Consider the following 17,716-nt stretch of genomic DNA (forward strand, 5'->3'; position numbering starts at 1 on the left):
CGACCTGCGCGGTGTCCACGCCTTCGTCCAGCCTCGCGCGGATCCCCGTGCGCATCTGGTGGTGGCGTTGCGCTCGGCGCTGGTGCGCGGCGCGCATGCCCGGCTCTTCGTGGGCGCGGGCATCGTCGCGGGCTCCAGCGCGGAGTCCGAGTGGCGGGAGACGGAGATGAAGAGTCTGGCGATGTTGCGCGCACTCGGGGGCGGCGATGTCGTCCGACGCTAACCTCAACGTGCTGTGGGCGCGTGCCCTGCTGGAAGAGCTGGTGCGCGGCGGCGTCCGCCACGCGGTGGTGTGTCCGGGTTCCCGTTCGTCGGCGCTGGCGCTCGCGTGCGCGCATACGCCGGGCCTGCGCACCTGGTCGGTCATCGACGAGCGCAGCGCGGGGTTCTTCGCGCTGGGCATGGCGAAGCACTCGCGGCAGCCGGTGGTGGTGGTGGCGACGAGCGGTTCGGCGGGCGCGCACCTCTATCCGGCCGTCATCGAAGCGGCCATGGCCCAGGTGCCGCTGGTGGTGCTGACCGCGGACCGCCCGCTGGAGCTCCAGGGTTGGGGTGCGCCGCAGACGGTGCCGCAGGCGCGCTTCTACGGCGAGTTCGCCCGGATGTTCGCGGACGTGGGCCTGCCCGAGTCGCACAGCGGCGCCATCGCGCACCTGCGCGCCACGGCCGCCCGCGCGGTGAACACCGCATGCCGAGCGCCCCGGGGCGCCGTGCAGCTCAACGTCCCGTTCCGTGAACCCCTGGCGCCCGTCGCCCAGGACTTCGGTGTGGAGAAGCTGACGACGCTCGCGAGGGACGGGCGTCCGGACGCGCCGATCACCCGCATCCTGCCGCCGTCGCGGATGCCGGATGCGGCGGCGCTGGACACGGTGCGCGCGCGCATCGCCGCCACCGAGCGGGGCGTGATCCTCTGTGGTCCGCGCGACGAGGACGACGGCTTCGCGGAGGCCATCACCGCCTTGAGTCTGGCGACCGGCTACCCGGTGCTGGCGGAAGCGGCGTCCCAGGCGCGCTACGGTGGCGGTCCCCTGACGGTGTCACTCTACGACGCGCTCCTTCGGCACGAGCCCTTCGCGCGGACCCAGACCCCGGAGCTGATCCTTCGCTTCGGCGGGGGGCTGACGCCCAAGTCCCCGCAGCAGTGGATGGATGGCTCCAACGCGGCGCTCATCGTCTTCAGCGACGAGGGCGCGTTGTATGATCCGCCGCACCGGGCCTCAGTGGTGGTGGAGGGCTCCGCGGTGCTCGCGTGTCGCGCGCTGTCGGAGGGCGTGTCGCGGGGAGCGGGCCGCTGGGCCCAGGGCTTCCTGTCCGCTGAACGCGTGGCGCGTCACGCGCTGGAGACCGCGCTCGCGGAGCGTCCCGATGCGCTGACCGAACCCCGGCTGGCGCGCGAGGTGGTGGCGGCGCTGCCGGCCGGAGCGCTCTTCTTCGTGTCCAGCAGCATGCCCATCCGCGCGGTGGACGCCTTCGCGCAAGGGGGCGGGGTGCCGCTGCGCGTGCTGGCGAACCGCGGGGCCAACGGCATCGACGGCATCGTGTCCAGCGCGGCGGGTGTCGCCGCGGCGGCGGGACGTCCCGCGGTGTTGCTGTCCGGCGACCTAGCGCTCCTGCACGACGTGGGCGGACTGGTGACGGCCGCGCGGGCGAAGGTGTCGCTGACGGTCGTGGTGGTGAACAACGATGGGGGCGGCATCTTCTCGTTCCTGCCGCTGGCGCAGTCCGCGAAGCCGGACGAATTCGAAGCGCTCTTCGGAACGCCGCATGGCGTGGACCTGTCGCACGCGGCGGCGCTCGCCGGGGCCCGGTTTCATCGCCCCACGACGCCCTCGGCCCTGCGCACGGCGGTGCGCACGGGGCTGGAGGGGGGCTTCCACCTCGTGGAGGTCCAGGTGGACCGGGCCACCAACGTGGATGAGCATCGCAACCTCTTCGCGCGGATGGCCACCGCACTGGGAGAAGGACCATGGGTGTGAAGCTTTCGTATGACACCTGGGGCGAAGGTCCCCACACGCTGCTGGCGCTGCACGGCTTCACCGGCAGCGGCGCCTCGTTCGAGCACCTGCGTCCGCTCATCGGGCGCTCCGTGCGCATGGTGACGGTGGACCTGCCCGGCCACGGGAGCACGCCGCTGCCCGACAAGACGGGGCGCGACGGCTTCCTGGAGACGGTGGACGCGGTGGTCCGTCTGGCGCGCGAGCTGGGCTCGGACGCGGGCTCGGTGGATCTGCTCGGCTATTCGCAGGGCGCGCGGCTGGCGCTGGCCGCGTCGGTGCAAGCGCCGGAGTGCTTCGGTCGGCTGATCATGGAGAGCGGTTCGCCGGGGCTGCACCGCCGCCAGGAGCGCTCCGAACGGCGTGAAGCGGACGCGAAGCTCGCGGGCTTCATCCGGACCAAGGGCGTGGACGCGTTCGTGGAGCGCTGGGAAGCCCTGCCGCTCTTCGACGGGCTGCGCCGCCTGTCCGCGCCGCAGCAGGACTCGCTGCGGGAGCGCCGCAAGGCGTGCACGGCGGAAGGCCTGGCCGGGGCGCTGGAGTGCCTGGGCCTGGGCGTGCAGCCGGACTACTGGCCGTCGCTGCACCGTCAGCGGCTGCCCACCCTGTTGCTCACCGGAGACCAGGACGCGAAGTTCACGAACCTGGCGCGGCGCATGGCGGCGGAGCTGCCGGTGGTGTGGCGGCACGCCTTCGCTGGCAGCGCGCATGCCCCTCATCTGGAATCCCCGGAGGAGTACGTTCGGGAAGTGCTCTCGTTCCTCCAGACGCCCTGGTACGAAGCACCGCAGTTCGAACCCGCCATCCTGGCGCGAGAGGCGGCCCCCTCGTGAGCACCCTGGCTTCCAGTCCACCTGACCTGGCCCCTCCCCGGCCCACGCTGAAGACGTGGCTGATGGCCGTGCGTCCGAAGACGCTGACGGCGGGCGCGGTGCCGGTGCTGGTGGCCACGGCGCTCGCGTACGGTGAAGGCGTCGGCCGCTGGCTGCCCGCGCTCGCGGCGCTCGTGGGCGCGGTGCTGATTCAAATCGGCACCAACTTCATCAACGACTACTACGACTTCAAGAAGGGCGCGGACACGGAAGAGCGCCTGGGCCCGAAGCGCGTGACGCAGAGCGGGCTCATCGCGCCGGCCACGGTGCTGCTGGGCGGGCTCACGTGCTTCGCGCTGGCGACGCTGGTGGGCGTGTACCTGGTCTGGGTGGGCGGTTGGCCCATCGTGGCCATTGGCGTCATGTCGCTGCTGTGCGGCTATGCGTACACGGGCGGCCCGTACCCGTTGGGCTACCACGGGCTGGGCGACCTGTTCGTGCTGATCTTCTTCGGCATCGTCGCGGTGACGGGCACGTACTACGTGCAGGCCGGTGTGGTGGGCCCCGCGGCGTGGTGGGCGTCGGTGCCGGTGGGCGCCATCGGCACGTGCCTCATCGTGGTGAACAACCAGCGCGACGCGAGCACGGACGTGAAGGCCGGCAAGCGCACGGTGGTGGTCCGCTTCGGCGCGGGCTTTGGCCGGGCGGAGTACGTGCTGCTGCTGGTGGCCTCGTACGCCACGCCGTTCGTGTTGTTCGCCAAGGGCCTGGCGAGCGCCTGGGTGTTCCTGCCGCTCCTGAGCCTGCCGCTGTTGGTGACGCCCCTGAAGCTGATGTTGAAGTCGGAAGGGGCCGCGCTCAACCCCGCGCTGGGGGCCACGGCGAAGTTGCAACTCGTCTTCGGATTGTTGTTCGCGCTGGGCCTGTTCCTGCGCTGAGGGAACGCCATGCGCATCACCGAAGCGACGCTCGTCCCCCTGCGACTCACGCTGGCCCGTCCCCTGAAAACGGCGAAGGGGACCTACGCCACGCGCGACGGTTTCATCGTGCGGCTGAAGGACGAGGACGGCCACGTGGGGCAGGGCGAGGCGATGCCCCTGCCAGAGTTCGGCACGGAGTCCCTGGCCACCACGCATCAGGTGCTGCGCGGATGGCTGGATGCCCTCCAGGGCCAGTCGTTGGATGACAGCATCGAAGGCATCGAGGCGACCCTCGTGCCCTCGCCCAGCGACGAGTTGCGCTCCCTGGGTGTGCGGATCCGTTCGGGAGAGGTGGAGGAGCACGCTCCCGCGGCGCAGCACGGCCTGGAGCTGGCGCTGTTGGATCTGCTGGCCCAGCGCAAGGGCGTGCCCCTGTGCTGGCTCCTCGCGGAGGAGGCGCGGCCGGAGGTGCTGGTGAACGCGCTGCTGGGTGCGGAGGATCCGAAGGCACTGGCCCAGGAGGCACGCGAGGCCGTGGCGGAGGGCTTCCAGACGCTGAAGGTGAAGGTGGCCGGCCGCCCGCTGGACGCGGATGAAGCACGCGTCAAGGCGGTCCGCGAAGCGGTGGGGCCCCGGATCCGCCTGCGGCTGGACGCGAACGGCGGGTGGAACGAGCCCGAGGCCAACCGCGCCCTGGATCGCCTGGGCTGGTACGAACTGGAGCTGGTGGAACAGCCCACGCCGCCGGAGGATCTCCAGGCGCTGTGGCGGGTACAGCGCCGAGCGCCGTGCATCATCGGCGCGGACGAAACGCTCGCCACGCCCGCGGCCGTCCGCGCGCTCCTCACGATGGACCTGGGAGGCGGGCCGGTGGTGGGCGCGGTGGTGATCAAGCCGATGGTGCTCGGAGGGCTGTTGCCCTCAATGGTCGTGGCGCTGCGCGCGGCCCGGCTGGGCATGCACGCCTACGTCACCAGCTCCATCGATGGCGTGGTGGCCCGGGCCGGTGCTGCGCATCTGGCCTCCGCGCTGCCGTCGGGGGAGCTGGCCTCCGGGCTCGCGGTGGGGAGGCTCTTCGCGGACGAGCCGCTCGACCATCCCTATCGACCGGAGCACGGCCTCATCCGCCTGCGCGATGTGCCGGGCCTGGGGCTGACGCCGGAGCTGCTCGGAGTTCCCTGACGATGTGCTTCGGCTGCCGCCTTCGCGAAGGCGCTCGGCGGCCCGCGACAACGGTGGCGGGCCGGACCTGGACCTTCGGAGCCACCTGACGATGCGAGTCACCTGTCCCATTTACGAAGGCGCGCAGCGGCACCCGGAAGCGGAAGCCCTGCGCTTCGCGGGCCAGACCTGGACCTTCCGCGCGCTGGATGCGGAGGTGGCGCGCTGGACCTCGGCACTGGAGTCTCGGGGGGTAGGGCAGGGCGATCGCGTGGCGGTGCTGTCCACCAGCCACCCCGTGGTGACGTTCCTCTTCTGGGCCCTGGGCCGCGCGGGCGCCGTGTTCGCGCCGCTCAACGCAAGGCTCACGAGCGCGGAGCTGCAACCCCTGGCGGATGCCGTCGCGCCCCGACTCACGCTGGCGCTTGAATCCCTGCGCGACCGACTCCCCGGCGCGGAAGTGCTGGAGTCCTTCCCCGCGAACACGGCCCCTGCGCCCGCGCTCGTCCGGACCTGGGAGGAGGACCTGCCCCGCGTCATCCTCTTCACCAGCGGCACGACGGGCCGTCCGAAGGGCGCCGTGCTCACGGAGGGCGCCTTCCGTGCCTCCTGCCGGGCCTCCGCCGCGAACCTGGGCGCGCATCCCTCACCTCGCTGGCTGGGCACGCTGCCGCTGTTCCACGTCGGTGGGCTCGCCATGCTCACGCGCACCGCCTACGAAGGCGGCTGCCTGCTCCTGCACGAGCGCTTCGACGCGGAAGCCGTCAACCGCGCCATCGACACCGAAGGCGCCTCGCACGCGAGCTTCGTCGCCACCACGCTGGAGCGGGTGCTGGACGCGCGAGCGGACCGGAGGCTGCCGGACACCTTCCGGTGCGCGCTGATTGGAGGCGGTCCCGTGCCCACGGCCCTCCTCACCCGGGCCCGCGCCGCCGGACTGAAAGCCCTCCAGACCTACGGCCTCACCGAAGCGTGCTCCCAGGTCACCACGGAGCGTCCCGACGAGGCGGATGGCCGCACCGCGGGCCCGCCGCTGCCGGGCCTGGAGGTGCGCATCGTCGGAACGGACGGCGCGCCGCTCGACGCAGGCCAGGAAGGCGACGTGGAGGTGCGGGGCCCCACGCGCATGTCCGGCTACTGGAACCAGGCCGAAGCCACGAACGACGCCCTCCACGATGGCTGGTTGCGAACCCGGGATGTGGGCGTCCTCGATGCGCGAGGCCGCCTCACGCTCCTGTCGCGCCGCACGGACCTCATCGTGCGCGGGGGAGAGAATCTCTACCCGGCGGAAATCGAAGCCGTGCTCGCCAACCACCCGGCCATCGCGGAGTCCGCGGTCGTCGGCGTGCCGGAGCCCCACTGGGGCGAAGTCCCCGTGGCCTTCGTCGTCCTGCGCCCCGGTCACGCACTGCCCGACGACCTGGACGCGTGGTGCCGCCAGTCGCTCGCGCGCTTCAAGGTCCCCACCCGCTTCGTGCCCATCGAAACACTGCCGCGCAATGCGATGAGCAAGGTGGAGCGCCCCGTCCTCCGCCGCCAGGCGATGTATCAGTCGGTGTATTAATCGGGGTCATGAAACACCCGCACAACCAGTCACGTGGGGTTCGCGAGACTCGCTAAGTGAACCTGTGAGGTCGGGATAGAGTCATCCGCCGTGGGGGGAACTCCTGGGAGGGAGCTCACGGTGAGCAACACGGCGGAAGCAGTGAAGTCAGCAGGGCAGTCTGGAGTCGTTGGACCCGAAGCGCACGGCATCAGGGCCCCCGGCGCGATGAAGTGCCCCCATCTGGGCGCCCAGTACAATCCGTTCTCGGGGCCTCACGTCGAGGATCCGCATCCGTTCTACGCGGAGCTCAGACGGGACGCGCCTGTCAGCTTCAACCCCACGTTGGGGATGTGGCTGATCAGTCGCTACGAAGACATCTGTCAGGTGTTGAAGGACCCGACACGCTACTCGTCGGCGGACATGGGCAACGTGGGGTCGGTGATCGCCCCGGAGACCCAGGCGGTGCTCGCCGAGGGCTACCCCCTGGCGGACAGCCTGTTGAACTCGGATCCCCCCACGCACACCCGTCTGCGCAAGCTGATGGGGCGGGGCTTCTCCTCGCAGCGCATCGCCGCGCAGGAGCGGCCCATCCGCGCTGTCGCGCAGGAACTCGTGGACGCGTTCGTGCACCAGGGGAGGGCGGACCTGGTGACGCAACTGGCGTATCCGCTGCCCGTCCGGGTCATCCTGGGCATGGTGGGCGTGCCCAAGGAGGACATGGCCGACATCAAGCACTGGTGCGACGACTTCTTCCGGATGATCTTCACGCGCGTCCCGGCGGAAGAGCAGCCGCCGCTGGCGCGAAGCTGGGTCACCTTCCAGCACTACGTGGCCCGCCTCATCGCCGCCCGGCGCAGTGCGCCGACCGACGACCTGGTCAGCTACCTCGTCACCACCGACGCGGACGGCGAATCCCTCACGCTGCCGGAGCTCATCATCGCCATCGCCGGCAGCCTGCTGGCGGCGGGGCATGAGACGACCACCGCGTTGCTCGCCCAGTGCTGGAAGCAGGCCATGCTCCAGCCCGGCCTCTGGCAGCGGCTGCGCGAGGACCGCTCGCTGGTGCCGCACCTCATCGAGGAGACGCTGCGCTTCGACTCCGTGACGCACGGGATGATCCGCACCACCACGCAGGAGGTGCAACTGGCTGGCGTCGCGCTGCCCGCGGGCTCGCGACTGCTCCTGCTCTACGCGTCGGGGAGCCGGGATCCGGCGCTGCTGGCGGACGGGGATCGCTTCGACATCTCGCGCCACCACCCGTCACACCTGGGCTTCGGTCGGGGCATCCACTTCTGCCTCGGCGCGCCCCTGGCACGGCAGGAGGCGCTCATCGCGACCAACCTGCTGTTGGATCAACTGCCTGACATGCGGCTCGCGCCGAACCCGGACTTCGGGACGATGCAGAACCTGGCCATCCGCGCCATCCAGCACCTGCCGGTGGAGTGGACCCCCCGGAACGGCTGAGCCGCCCGGCGCTCCGGTCCCGCCCGTGGATGACACGGACGGGCCGGGGCGTCCCGGTGCTCAGCACTCCGAGGCGGGGTGGCCCCAGGGGTTGGTGCGCGGGTACTGGCGCAGCAGCGTGCAGAGGCGGTGCGCGGCGAGCATCGCGGCGGACTGCCGCGGCGGCTCGGCGTGCATCGCCGTCTGGCCCAACCGGGCCGCCTGCAGTGCCAGCGCGTGCTGCACTTCCGGAGACCAGCGCTTGAATTCGAGCCATTCCATGGGCCTGCTCCTCCTTGAAGGAGCCGCCATTGAACGCCCTCCAAACCCGGAAATCACGACGCCCCGCGTTGGCCCGGGGCGTTACTGACCTCCTGCTGACAGCCCTCTCAGGCTGGCGTGGGCCTGCCGACAGCCCCCTCAGGCGGGGGTGGGATTGGCGGGTCGGCCAATGAGCATCATCAGGCCGAAAGGGTTCCCTTCATTGGTGAGCCGGTCGATGTCCCAGATGTAGTCGTCGCTCAGGCCCTGGGTGAGCTCGCGCATCTCCTCGATGGAGTAGGTCCGCAGACAGGACACCACGCCGTCGAACGCCGCGGCGATGGGGATGAGGGGCATCAGATAGGTGAGCGCCAGCCGGTCCATGCGCACGGGCCGGATGAAGGGCGTCGTCAGGGGCACGTTGATCAGGGCCGCCGCCGTCATCGCGATGGCCGGCCCACGCCGCTCCACCAGCTCCATGATGGCGATGCCCCGGCGCTGGGCCACGGCATCCGCCAGCACCTTGCGCGCCGCTTCCGGCGGCAGGTGGTGGAACGAATTGCACATGATGCGGAAGCCCTTGTACGTGGCCGGCACCGCCGTCGCATCCACCGACGTCGACACGTAATCCACGCGGCCCGGGTGCGCCGCCTTCACCTTCTCGAACGCGGACACCTCCGGATACAGGTCCGTGAGGAGCGCTGTCGCAGTGTATTTTTCCTGCGACTCAAGCATCTCCAACAGCTTCGGCACCGGCCCCGCGCTGCCCGACGCCATGTCCAGGAGCTGCGTCTCACCCATCGCCGCCATCGCGCCCTTGAGCCGCCGCACGAACTCCACGTAGCGGTCGTCCGAAAGGCTCCACACGTACGCGAGGAAGTCCGTCACGCCGCGGCGCAGGACCTTGGGGAACCAGGGCTGATCCTCTAGCTCGAAAAGTTGCAGTCTGGGCATAATCGCTGGGCGCTCCAAGGGGCTCAGGGGGAGACGGCCCCGCAACTGTCGCCCACTCTGGCGCGACACACAAGAGGCGCCGTCTGGGTGTATCAGCGCACATCCGCCTTCCTCGAAATCAAAACAAGACACAGAATTCCTACGGCCACCGCGCAACTTTCAATCTTCACAGGAAAAAAGGCCCGCACGCCGAGGGGAAAACGGTCGCACGCGCTGATGCATGGGCAGACATGCAAGGTTTTCGGGGGGGTGCGTTTTAAATATAGGTGGAAGTACTGAGGTCCCCGGCGCCGCTGGCCGGGTGTTGAACCACCCGGGTCGCGTTGAAACATCGACGTCCGTGTGGGGTTGCAAGGGTTTGGCGGTATCCTTAACTACGACCGAGGGGGGCTTCGGTCGCTAGGCCGCACGGTTGAATGGATCAGCTCGCACACAACGGGAGGGGAGTAATGGCTCCGGAATCTGTTGATGTGATCGTTGTCGGAAGCGGCCCGGTGGGTGCCATGGCGGCGAACCTGCTCGGGCAGCACGGCCTGCGCATCGTGGTCATCGAGAAGGAGACGGTCCCTCACACCCAGTCGCGAGCGATCAACGCGGACGACGAAGCGCAGCGAATCTTCCAGGCCGCCGGACTCACGGGCGAACTGGGGCCGGGCTTCCACCCGTGCTTGAAGATGACGTACGTCGACGACGAGATGCGGGTGTTGGCGGAGGTGGACTTCACCAAGGTGGAGCGTCCCAACGGGCACGCCATCGGTTCGCTCTTCAGCCAGCCGCGCCTGGAGGCGTCCCTGACGCGCGGCATGGCGCGCTTCCCGAACGTGGCGCTGTGGCGCGGCCACGAAGTCGAATCCTTCATGCAGGACGAGGACGGCGTGTCGGTGCGCGTGAAGGAGGCGGCCACGGGCCGCACCCTGACGGTGCGGGCGCGCTACCTGCTGGCCTGCGACGGCGCCAAGAGCGGCATCCGTCGTCGGCTGGGCCTCAAGCTGGAAGGCACCACGGCGCTCGCGCACGCGCTGGCCATCACGGTGGAGACGCAGTCGTCGGCGCCGGACTTCACCTACTACCCCTGCGGTCCGCAGCGCGTGGGCATCGTGACGCGCACCGCGCACGACGAGATGCGCTTTGACACGGTGGTGCGGCCCGAGCAGGACCTGGAGCACGTGCGCAGCGCTGAATACGTGCGCGGCATCATCGCCCCGTACATCGACCCGGACTCGGTGCGGGTGAAGAGCGTCAACCTGTACGCCTACCACAGCCGCATGGCGGAGAAGTGGCGGGTGGGCCGCGTGTTCCTGCTCGGGGACGCGGCGCACCTCATGCCGCCCTTCCTGGGCCAGGGCGTGTGCTCCGGTCTGCGCGACGCGGCGAACCTCTCCTGGAAGATCGCCCACGTGCTCAACGGCGCCGCGGACGCGGCGCTGCTGGACACCTACGAGGTGGAGCGCCGGCCGCACGCGGCGGAGATGATGCGGATGTCGGACGCGCTCGGGTCGATGCTGTCCTCGGGCGGCCCGCTCATGGCCCGCGCTCGCAACGCCTTCATCAAGCTGCTGTACCGGATGCCCGTCACCGGGCCGTTCATCCGCGAGTACAAGATGAAGCCGAACCTCTTCCACGCGGAAGGGTTCCTCTTCGGAGGCAAGCGCGGCAAGGCCAAGACGGCCGGGGAGGGTGCCTACTTCCCGCAGCCGCGCGTGGAGCACGGTGAAGAGGGGGAGCGCCCGCTCGACGACGTCATCGGGCAGCGCTTCGCGGTGCTGACGCGGCCGGGTGCGCCCGCCGACGTGCAGCAGGCCGCCAAGGCCCTGGCGGAGGACATCGGTGGCGTCTGGTTGTCGGTGGCGCCCGCGGCGCGCTCCGGCGCGGGGCGCGCGGGAGAAGTGGTGGACCTGGAGGGCAAGCTGGGCGAGTGGTTCGCTCAGCACGCGTCCGACCTGGTCGTCCTGCGGCCGGACCGCTACGTCTACGCGGCCACGAACCGCGCGGGCGTCGAACAGGTCCGCGCCGCGCTGAAGCAGGACGTCCGGCCCTTCAGCCGTCGGGGCAGCCGGGTTTCGCGTCGCATCGCGTCCATCGGCGCCTGAGCGTGGAATCCGGACCGGGTCCAGCCCGGTCATGAAGCAGGGAGCATCTGACGGGCGTCGGCGGCCTTCGTGGCACCGGCGCCCATCGGCGTTTCAGCGGGGACTTCAGGCCGTGGGGGCCTGGAGCATCCGCTTCGCCTTCTCCATGCAGTCGCCGTAGAAGCGCAGGTAGATGTCCAGCGCGCGTGCGCCCGTCTTGCCAATCGTCACGGCGTGCTCGGGCTTCTGGCTGAGCAGCTTGTTGAGCATGACCTCGTTGAGGGCGGTGTGGCCCACGTCGAGCTCCACGTGCTCCTTGATGAACGTCAGCGAGTTCATCACTTCCTCCCCGAGCACGCGCTTGCACTGCTCGATGAGGCGGGGCGCGAACACCACCGACAGGTTCTCGATCTCATACTCGATGGCGACCTGCGCGCCCGGCATGGCACCGTTGATGGTGTCCTCGTGGATCTGCCGGTACTCCTGCATGGCCGGCGTGGGGGCCTGGGCGAGCAACTGCTCCGCGTCCAGCTTGGGCATGCGGCGCGCGTTCCACCCGGCCACCAGGCTCTTGGTGTCCGCCACCATCATCAGGTGGTGACCGGCCTCGTGCTTGGCGTGGGAGATGAGCTGCCGGCCGACCTCTTCCAGGCCGGAGACCTTCGTACAGGCCTCACCGGCGCGGCGGATCCACCCGTCCACGGGCTCCGTCATGTACACGCCCAGGGCACACAGTTGGATGAGGAACCCTTCCAGCAGGGCGGGATCCACCTTCTCGTCCAGCAGCGTCGTCACGTGGGGGCCGGACGCGAGCACGTGGCGGACATCGGAGACGTGGGGGAGGTACTGGGTATCGACGAGGGGCTTGCTCATGGGGACAGTCCTCAACGGGAGTGGGCACCGCGGCGCCCGATGGTGAGTTCACTGATGTGCTCCAGGAAGTCCGGAACGAGCTTCGAGGAGATGATCCACATGTACGGATCCGGTCCGTCATGGAGGCCGCACTCCTGCACGTAGCTGCCGCCTTCGTCCTCGCGCAGGAAGAGGAAGGAGGGGCGGCGGCGCGCCAGGTACCAGTGCCGGGCCGCATCCATCAGGGCGGAGAAGGCGCGCGTCCCGTCCTCGACGAGCGAGAACATGCGCGTGTTGTCGAGCAGGCGGAAGAGGTTCGCGCCCAACTGACCCAGCTCCATCACGGCGGCGGCGTAGGGGATGCCGTGGCGGCGGGCCACGAGGATGGAGCGCTCGCGCTCCATGCCGAAGCTCTTCCACTTCTGCGTGACGGGCGTCATGTCCAGCCGGTCCCGCGTCAGATCCAACGACTCCACGTAGCAGGTGGGGAACTTGCGGGCGATGGTCGCGGCCAGCAGGCTCAACTCACCGGCGGTGGCGGGGCCCACCTCGAACTCGCGGTGATCACGGCCGCTCAGCTCGTGGCTGAACGCCTTCATCTTCTGGATCTTCCGGGTGAAGGCCAGGCCCGCGCCCGTCTCCATCTGGCGCTCCGCGTAGCGCACGTGCGCCTTGGCGATCCACGGGTTGAGGGCCTCCACGTAGGCAATCACCCAGTGGAAGTCCGGGTCGCTTTGCGGGTGCTCGAAGGTGCGCAGGTAGATGTCGCGCATGATCTGCCCCGCCTCCTGCACCCCCGGAGGCGGCTTGCCCGGCCGCTTCGCCACCTGGTGGCCCAGCCACGCGTGACGGTACGGCTTGGTGAAGGACAGCGTCGCCTCGATGCCGCGCTCGGACGGCCACACCGCCTGGCAGAACAACTGCGGCACTTCCGCGGCGCGCTTGGCGAGCGAAGCGAAGTTGAGCTTCAGCTCCTCGAACTCCTCCGGGGAGCTGCCGCCCAGGCTGAAGAAGCCGGAGCGGTTGAACAGGTCCCAGAGCTGATCCACCAGGCCTTCGCTGGTGCGCGTGGCGGGGGACATCGTCTGCGACACGAAGCGCACCCAGCGCGCCTCGTCGGACGAATAGGGCAGCACGCTCAGGCCGCACAGCACGCTTCCATCGGCGCGCACGCCACTGACGTAGCGGATCTCCCCGCGCACGCTGACCATCTGCCCGTCGCCCAGCTCCAGCTCGATGAGGGGCGGCAGGAGGCCGGGGAACATCAGGTCCTGCGGCTGGCAGCGCACGCACAGACCTGAGAAGGACAGGTCCAGCACCTCGCGGCGCAGCAGGCCCTGTTCGCGCCACAGCGGGTGGTGGAAGCGGGCGCGGATGCCGTCGGGGGCGGGCACGCGGCGGTGCCAGCGGTGCCGGATGCGGAACAACTGGGCGGGCAGGGTGGTGAAGAGGCGGTCGCCCTCGCCACGGCCCGTCTCGGCGCGCATGCGGTACGCGGAGTTGTAGCCGATGACGTCGATGTCGTACGCCGGGTCGCCCCAGTCCGGGGTGGACTCCTCGGTGCGCCACTCCAGTTGGCCGGTGGCGGCGTGGAAGCGCTCCAGCACCATGCGCACCACGCGGCCCTGGCGGCGCAGCACGCCCTTGTTCCCGGACGCGCAGATGGCGGAGAAGATGGAGCGGATCCGCTCCGGATCCACGATGGTGTCCTGCACGGGCAGCGCGGACGCGGCAGGCTCCGCCACGCCCCGGCGCAGTGCGTCCGCGAGGAACGCCAGGATCTCCCGGCCCTGCTCCACCGTCACACCCACCAGTTGAAGGCCCACCGGCGCGTGCGGCACGTCCGCGTCCGTGTGGATGAAGGCGCCATTGAGCGGCCCGATGGTGAGGCCATTGAAGGACAGGTACACCGGGAAGGTCCGCGCCTCGGACGTGTCGACCTGGGGCACCCGGGGCGCCACCCAGACCACCGTCGGGCTCAGCCGGGTCACTTCACCCAGCACCGCATCGGGGCTGCCCAGCGCGCAGGTGATGGCCGTGGGGCCGGTACCGTGCAGCGAGTAGCCCGAGTCGTCCAGGGCGGCTTCCGCGGGGGGAAGCGGAATCACGTTGCGCAGCGCATCGCCACTGCCGAACTCGATCGCATGCTGGAACTTCGCGGACGCCGGAATCCCTCCATCCATCGTCAGGACACCCCTTCTCCGGGCAGCGTCACCAGTCATGGTCGGCGATGTTGCGAGCACAACACTCCCTCCCTGATTCAGTGAACACGCTGACGGCTCTGGATTCTGTGACCGCATCATGGGGAGTTCGTCCGTAACAGTCAAATCGAATTTATGCACCTGGGCTGTTTTTCCGTCCCCTTGGATGACTCACCCAGGGTCAGAACCGACCAGGGCAGGGCACGGAAAATCCCAGAGCGAAATACGGGGTTCCCGAGGAGTAGTACGTACCCGGGAGGCACATCTTCACCGCCAAGATGGCGCATAACTGTAATGACTCCCAAACAGAAACCGAGAAACGAACACTGACGGACGGCCGTGCAATGGACGCCTGTCAGAGGCGGCCGGTATGGTCGGCGTTCCAGGTCAAGGGTGGGGAGACGCGTATGAGCGCAGCGCTCGAGACGAAGGGGTCACCGGGGGACGGGGTGCTCGTGTCGGGTGCTCTGGAATCGGTGGACCTGCCGGACGTCTTCCAGGTGGACGTGGCCGCCTCCGCGCGCGACGCGCTGGGACTGCTGGGCGCGACGCGGCGGCTGCATGGCGTGGAGGTGGCGCTGGAGCTGCCGGAGGATCCGGTGATGGCCCGGGTCAGCCGGCGCCGCCTGGAGCAGGTCTTCCTGTTGCTGATCGCCCACGCGGCGGACACGGCGACCCCCGAGGCCAGCACGGTGCGGGTGGTGGTGGATCCCCCGGACGACTTCGGGGATGTGGGCCCGCGCTTCCAGGTGGTGATGCCGGGGGTGGCCCTGTCCGAGCGGGAGGTGCGCTCGGTGGTGCTGTCCCCACTTCGTGTGGGCACCACGCATCGGCGGCTCGCGCGTGCGCGGGAGCTGGTGGACGCGATGGGGGGCGAGCTGTCGGTGGAGCGGCTGGAGACGGGAACCGGCGTGAGCATCCAGCTCCCCGCGCCCGGCCTCGCCAGCTTCTAGCCCGCGAATCCTGGGAAAAGCGGCCCAGCCTTTTTTCGGCCATTGGCTGCGATAAGCGCGGCGCACCACCGGTGCGTCCAAACCCGGTGCCGCGCGGCCAAACTCCTTGACGACCGGGGGCGGGTTCCAGAGTATCCGCCGCCTCTCAATACCCGGTCCTATTCAGGAGTTTGCGTTCATGGCGCCTCCCTCTGGCGAGAAGATCACCCTGCACAACGGCAAGCTGAACGTGCCGTCGAACCCGATCATCCCCTACATCGAGGGCGACGGCACCGGCCGCGACATCTGGAAGGCCTCGCAGGCCGTGTTCGACGCGGCGGTGGAGAAGGCGTACGGCGGCAAGAAGAAGATCTCCTGGTTCGAGGTCCTCGCCGGAGAGAAGTCCTTCAAGCAGGTCAACAACTGGCTGCCGGATGAGACGATCGAGGCGTTCCGCACGTACCTGGTCGGCATCAAGGGCCCGTTGACGACGCCGGTGGGCGGCGGCATCCGTTCGCTGAACGTGGCGCTGCGCCAGATGCTGGACCTGTACGTCTGCCTGCGGCCGGTGCGCTACTTCAAGGGCGTGCCCAGCCCGGTGAAGCAGCCGGAGAAGGTGGACATGGTCATCTTCCGTGAGAACACGGAAGACATCTACGCGGGCATCGAGTTCGAGGCCGGCACGGAGGCCGCCAAGAAGTTCCAGGCCTGGCTGCAGCAGGAGTTCCCCAAGGACGCGAAGAAGGTCCGCTTCCAGGACGACGTCGGCTTCGGCATCAAGCCCGTGTCCAAGGAAGGCACGGAGCGCCTCGTGCGCGCCGCCATCCAGTACGCGGTGGACCTGAAGCGCAAGAGCGTGACGATCGTCCACAAGGGCAACATCATGAAGTACACCGAAGGCGCCTTCCGCAAGTGGGGCTACGACCTCGCGGCGAAAGAGTTCGGTGACAAGGTCTACACCTGGGATCAGTGGGAGGCGACCAAGGCCGCCAAGGGCGAGGATGCCGCCAACGCCGAGCAGAAGGCGGCCGTGGGCGCGGGGAAGATCCTGGTCAAGGACTCCATCGCGGACATCACCCTGCAGCAGGTGCTGACCCGTCCGGACGAGTTCGACGTCATCGCCACGCTGAACCTCAACGGCGACTACCTGTCGGACGCGCTCGCGGCGCAGGTGGGCGGCATCGGCATCGCGCCGGGCGGCAACATCAACTACGTCAGCGGCCACGCCATCTTCGAGGCCACGCACGGCACGGCCCCCAAGTACGCGGACCTGGACAAGGTGAACCCGGGCTCGGTCATCCTCTCCGGTGAGATGATGCTGCGCCACCTGGGCTGGCACGAAGCGGCGGACCTGATCATCAAGGGCATGGACCGCGCCATCGCCGCGCGCACCGTGACGTACGACTTCGCGCGCCTGATGAAGCTGGAGTCGCAGGGCACCGTGACCGAGGTGAAGTGCTCGGAGTTCGGTCAGGCCATCATCAAGAACATGTAGTCCCCACCCGGCAAGCAAGAGGGCGAAACCATGGCGCACAAGAAGAAGAAGATCGGCCTCATCGGCGGCGGTCAGATCGGCGGCAACCTGGCCCTGCTGGCGGTCCAGAAGCAGCTCGGCGACGTCGTGCTCTACGACATCCCGGTGGCCGAAGGTCTGGTCAAGGGCAAGGCGCTGGACATCAACCAGTTGTCCGCGGTGGACGGCCTGGACTGTCGCGTCACCGGCTCCACGGACTGGAAGGACGTGGCGGGCTCGGACGTGATCATCATCACGGCCGGCGTGCCCCGCAAGCCGGGCATGACGCGCGAGGACCTGCTCGACGTCAACCTGAAGATCATGCGGGACGTGGCGGCCAACATCAAGCAGCACGCCCCCGGCGCCTTCGTGATCAACGTCGCGAACCCGCTGGACGCGATGGTGTACGCGCTCCACAAGATCGCCGGCCTGCCGGACAACATGGTCGTGGGCATGGCGGGCGTGCTGGACACCAGCCGCTTCAAGTGCTTCGTGGCGGAGGCCCTGGGCTCCTCCATCCGTGACGTGGAGGCGCTGGTGCTCGGCGGCCACGGCGACGACATGGTCCCGCTCGTGCGCCACAGCACCGTGGGCGGCGTGCCGCTCACCCAGCTCATCGCCAAGGACAAGCTGGACGCCATCATCGACCGCACCCGCAAGGGCGGCGCGGAGCTGGTGGGCCTGTACAAGACGGGCAGCGCCTACTTCGGGCCGGCCGCCTCCTCCATCGCCATGGCGGAGAGCTTCCTGTTCGATCGCAAGCGCGTCCTGCCGGCCGCGGCCATGCTCAAGGGCCAGTACGGCATCAGCGACTTCTTCTTCGGCGTCCCCGTGCAGATCGGCGCGGGCGGCGTGGAGAAGGTCATCACCGTGGAGCTGAACGACGCGGAGAAGGCCGAACTGAAGAAGTCCTACGAGTCGGTGAAGCAGACGGTCGAACTCGTCAAGCTGTAGCCTCTCCGCATCGGTCGGTCGGGCCCGCCGGAATGCTGCCGGCGGGCCGCCGCCTGATGCCGCGAATGATCCGGGCTTATCGTCCGGCGCACCGTCGTTGCGGC

15 protein-coding genes are annotated in these 17,716 nt (G+C 69.3%); 11 read left to right on the plus strand and 4 right to left on the minus strand.

The features are described from left to right. The 7 genes from D7V88_RS15625 to D7V88_RS15655 form a co-directional block, all read left to right on the plus strand. On the plus strand, nucleotides 1–223 hold a 223-nt coding region (locus D7V88_RS15625; protein WP_208726305.1), incomplete at its 5' end, for a chorismate-binding protein. Then, entirely contained in the window at nucleotides 207–1,976 is a 1,770-nt protein-coding gene (menD, locus tag D7V88_RS15630; protein ID WP_120541443.1) for a 2-succinyl-5-enolpyruvyl-6-hydroxy-3-cyclohexene-1-carboxylic-acid synthase, read from the plus strand. The genes D7V88_RS15625 and menD, both read left to right, overlap by 17 nt. Continuing rightward, nucleotides 1,967–2,827 carry a 2-succinyl-6-hydroxy-2,4-cyclohexadiene-1-carboxylate synthase gene (menH, locus tag D7V88_RS15635; RefSeq protein ID WP_120541444.1) on the plus strand — a complete coding sequence of 287 codons (861 nt, stop codon included), beginning with the start codon at nucleotides 1,967–1,969 and terminating at the stop codon, nucleotides 2,825–2,827. The genes menD and menH overlap by 10 nt, the downstream gene beginning before the upstream one ends. Beyond that, a complete protein-coding gene (locus tag D7V88_RS15640; protein ID WP_120541445.1) occupies nucleotides 2,824–3,744 on the plus strand; it encodes a 1,4-dihydroxy-2-naphthoate polyprenyltransferase in 921 nt (306 codons plus the stop codon). Before menH ends, D7V88_RS15640 begins: the two co-directional genes overlap by 4 nt. 9 nt (nucleotides 3,745–3,753) lie before the next feature. Then, entirely contained in the window at nucleotides 3,754–4,908 is a 1,155-nt protein-coding gene (menC, locus tag D7V88_RS15645) for an o-succinylbenzoate synthase (protein WP_120541446.1), read from the plus strand. Nucleotides 4,909–4,999: 91 nt separating this feature from the next. Further along, nucleotides 5,000–6,451, plus strand: a complete 1,452-nt coding sequence (gene menE, locus D7V88_RS15650) for an o-succinylbenzoate--CoA ligase (protein WP_120541447.1) — start codon at nucleotides 5,000–5,002, stop codon at nucleotides 6,449–6,451. Nucleotides 6,452–6,658: 207 nt separating this feature from the next. Continuing rightward, a complete protein-coding gene (locus D7V88_RS15655; protein WP_120541448.1) occupies nucleotides 6,659–7,897 on the plus strand; it encodes a cytochrome P450 in 1,239 nt (412 codons plus the stop codon). Nucleotides 7,898–7,957: 60 nt separating this feature from the next. Here D7V88_RS15655 and D7V88_RS15660 read toward each other — a convergent pair whose 3' ends face one another. Both D7V88_RS15660 and D7V88_RS15665 read right to left on the minus strand, forming a co-directional pair. Next, nucleotides 7,958–8,158 (minus strand): hypothetical protein, encoded by a 201-nt coding sequence (locus D7V88_RS15660; protein ID WP_120541449.1) that lies wholly within the window; start codon nucleotides 8,156–8,158, stop codon nucleotides 7,958–7,960. Between the two features lie 138 nt (nucleotides 8,159–8,296). Continuing rightward, the gene (locus D7V88_RS15665) at nucleotides 8,297–9,091 is read right to left on the minus strand and encodes a class I SAM-dependent methyltransferase (RefSeq protein ID WP_120541450.1); all 795 of its coding nucleotides are present in this window, start codon (nucleotides 9,089–9,091) and stop codon (nucleotides 8,297–8,299) included. Nucleotides 9,092–9,540: 449 nt separating this feature from the next. Between D7V88_RS15665 and D7V88_RS15670 the strand changes: the two genes are divergently transcribed. Further along, a complete protein-coding gene (locus tag D7V88_RS15670) occupies nucleotides 9,541–11,181 on the plus strand; it encodes a bifunctional 3-(3-hydroxy-phenyl)propionate/3-hydroxycinnamic acid hydroxylase (protein WP_120541451.1) in 1,641 nt (546 codons plus the stop codon). Between the two features lie 105 nt (nucleotides 11,182–11,286). On the opposite strand, the gene D7V88_RS15675 is transcribed toward D7V88_RS15670, so the two are convergent. Continuing rightward, nucleotides 11,287–12,033 carry a heme oxygenase-like domain-containing protein gene (locus D7V88_RS15675; RefSeq protein ID WP_120541452.1) on the minus strand — a complete coding sequence of 249 codons (747 nt, stop codon included), beginning with the start codon at nucleotides 12,031–12,033 and terminating at the stop codon, nucleotides 11,287–11,289. Between the two features lie 11 nt (nucleotides 12,034–12,044). Beyond that, nucleotides 12,045–14,195 carry a hypothetical protein gene (locus tag D7V88_RS15680; protein WP_208726308.1) on the minus strand — a complete coding sequence of 717 codons (2,151 nt, stop codon included), beginning with the start codon at nucleotides 14,193–14,195 and terminating at the stop codon, nucleotides 12,045–12,047. Nucleotides 14,196–14,620: 425 nt separating this feature from the next. On the opposite strand from D7V88_RS15680, the gene D7V88_RS15685 reads away from it, so the two are divergent. The 3 genes from D7V88_RS15685 to mdh all read left to right on the plus strand — a co-directional run bounded on the left by D7V88_RS15685 (nucleotide 14,621) and on the right by mdh (nucleotide 17,612). Continuing rightward, nucleotides 14,621–15,166 carry an ATP-binding protein gene (locus tag D7V88_RS15685; RefSeq protein WP_120541454.1) on the plus strand — a complete coding sequence of 182 codons (546 nt, stop codon included), beginning with the start codon at nucleotides 14,621–14,623 and terminating at the stop codon, nucleotides 15,164–15,166. Between the two features lie 178 nt (nucleotides 15,167–15,344). Continuing rightward, nucleotides 15,345–16,640: an NADP-dependent isocitrate dehydrogenase gene (icd, locus tag D7V88_RS15690; protein ID WP_120541455.1), complete on the plus strand. Its 1,296-nt coding sequence runs from the start codon at nucleotides 15,345–15,347 to the stop codon at nucleotides 16,638–16,640. A gap of 30 nt (nucleotides 16,641–16,670) precedes the next feature. Next, nucleotides 16,671–17,612 (plus strand): malate dehydrogenase, encoded by a 942-nt coding sequence (gene mdh / locus D7V88_RS15695; protein ID WP_120530926.1) that lies wholly within the window; start codon nucleotides 16,671–16,673, stop codon nucleotides 17,610–17,612. Nucleotides 17,613–17,716: the final 104 nt, after the last annotated feature.

Source organism: Corallococcus terminator (assembly GCF_003611635.1).
Classification (GTDB): Bacteria; Myxococcota; Myxococcia; order Myxococcales; family Myxococcaceae; genus Corallococcus; species Corallococcus terminator.